The sequence below is a fragment of the Nocardia cyriacigeorgica genome (assembly GCF_005863245.1).
Classification (GTDB): Bacteria; Actinomycetota; Actinomycetes; order Mycobacteriales; family Mycobacteriaceae; genus Nocardia; species Nocardia cyriacigeorgica_C.
On the sequence record NZ_VBUT01000027.1, the window covers coordinates 1 to 1,905 of the forward strand.

Sequence of the window (1,905 nt, forward strand, 5' to 3'; positions counted from 1 at the left end):
GAGATGAGCGAGAGGCTGTGGGCCTCGGGCTCGAGCCCGGACGACGCCTTGAACGATGTAGCCGCGTAGACGACTCGTAGATCGCCGCCTTTGCCGGTGGTCGCGCAGCTGTCGCTGCCGCCCTGGTCGACGGTTTCGTTCGGCACGGTCGGCGCTGGAATCTCATACGCGCGGTTGGGGTCGTGCGACAACCGCAGCACTGCCGGTCCAGGCTTGCCGGGGCCGCTGAACTGGTGATTGCAGTGCCACGCCATCACGCCCCGACGGAACGAGACGGGCAGGTGTTTCGGGTTGGCGACAGTGACGGGGCCGGCGGAGGTCGGGGTGGGGGTGGGGGTGGCTGTTGTGGTGGCCGGCGCCGTCGTCGTTGTCTGTGCGGCGCGAGGTGGTGGCGTGTTCGTGCATGCCGAGCCGGCCACCAGCACGGTCGCTGCCACTGCGATCCCGACTGGGGTCGACCACCTGAAGGTGCGCATGTTCCGTCCCGTCGTGTGATGCCCACTGTCGGCCGGGTGCGCGAGACCGCGGGCGGGTGCAAGTGCTGAAACGGTAACGGCAGCATCGCTCGGGGTCTGTCCGACGTTCGACCGACATCGCTAACCGGTAGTTGCAGATGGTGGATTCACCCGGCGGACGCTGTTCGCGCATCCGGTGAGCACCGCGGGGGAGCGGCAGTGTTGGAGCCGACCTCACGGTCTACGGGCAGAGATACTGCTCGGCGGTTTCAGAGTTCGTCGGCGGTGATCAGTCCATCTTGGATGGCGCGGGCGACGAGGGCGGCTTTGGTGGGGGCGGGGCGTCCGGCTTGGGCGTATTTGGTTCTGATGCGTTCGAGGTGGGTGTTGACGGTGCCGGTGGTGATGTAGAGGCGTTGTCCGACGAGGGCTTTCGATTCGGTTTGGAACCAGGCGAGCAGGACTTCACGTTCGCGTGGGGACAGGGCTGGACGGGTGTGGCGGGTGTCTTCGGTCATGGCTTGGGCCATGGTGGGGCTGAGGTAGGGGCGGTCGGAGCGGGCGGCGTGGATGGCGGCGACGAGGTGTTCGCGCCCTTCCGCTTTGGACAGGTAGGTGACGGCGCCGAGTTCGAGGCAGTCGAGGATGATGTCGGAGCGGGTGTGCTGGGAGAACACCAGGACCCGGAATCCGCGTTGGCACAGTGTGGCCAGCGCCGACAGGTCGGGTGCGCGTTGGTCGAACTGGAGGTCGAGCACGACGGCGTCGATTGTTGTGGGGTCGCAGGAGGGGTCGGTGAGGAAGTCGCCGGGGTCGTGGTAGTTGCCTTTGAGGATGATGGGTGGTTGCGCGGTGGCGCACCAGCCGGCGATTCCGTCGTGGACGACCTCGTGGTCGTCGATGATCGCGGCGGTGACGGGGGTGGTCGGCTCGCCGGTCACGGCGTTGTCTCCTCGAGTGGTCGCGGGGCGGGATCGAGCGTGAACGTTGCCCAGGTGAGCTGCTCGACGGCGGTGATGTCACTGTTGGGGGCGATGGTGGTCGCGGTGGCGCGGACGGTGTCGTCGCAGTCGCAGACGATGCTGATGGTCGGGAACGGCTGCTCCGGTGTCGGTCCAGTGAAGACCACGCGTGCGCGGGTGCGGGCAGCGGTGAGCAGCGTGACCGGCGCGGACAGCAGTCGGGTGCGTTCGGCGGCTGTGAGGGCGGGTAGCTCGCCGCTGACGTGCAGCGCGACCGCGACGCTACGGTGCTCTGCCGCGTCGATGACGGGACGCAATTCCTCGACGAGCGGGTGCCCGGATTGGTCGTGGCCACCGAACATCCTTCGCAGGCGCGCGGATTCGATGATGCATGCCGCTCGCAGTGCCGGGTCGGCGGCAGGGTCGTTTGCCTCGGCGAGACGGTGCAGGAGCGGGACGAGGGTGATCGACAGCTGGCGATGCCGGGC

Annotated in this window: 2 protein-coding genes and 1 pseudogene; all 3 read right to left on the bottom strand. The window is 67.9% G+C overall.

Annotation, left to right across the window (positions count from 1 at the left end; all coding sequences use genetic code 11):
- Positions 1 to 437: hypothetical protein (locus FEK34_RS29775; protein WP_212748855.1), on the bottom strand; the 437-nt coding region annotated here is incomplete at its 3' end.
- A gap of 287 nt (positions 438 to 724) precedes the next feature.
- On the bottom strand, positions 725 to 1,396 hold the full coding sequence (locus tag FEK34_RS29780; RefSeq protein ID WP_138453309.1) for a LuxR C-terminal-related transcriptional regulator: 672 nt from the start codon (positions 1,394 to 1,396) through the stop codon (positions 725 to 727).
- A pseudogene (locus FEK34_RS29785) lies at positions 1,393 to 1,905 on the bottom strand (sensor histidine kinase); the annotation flags it as partial. The pseudogene FEK34_RS29785 and the gene FEK34_RS29780, both read right to left, overlap by 4 nt.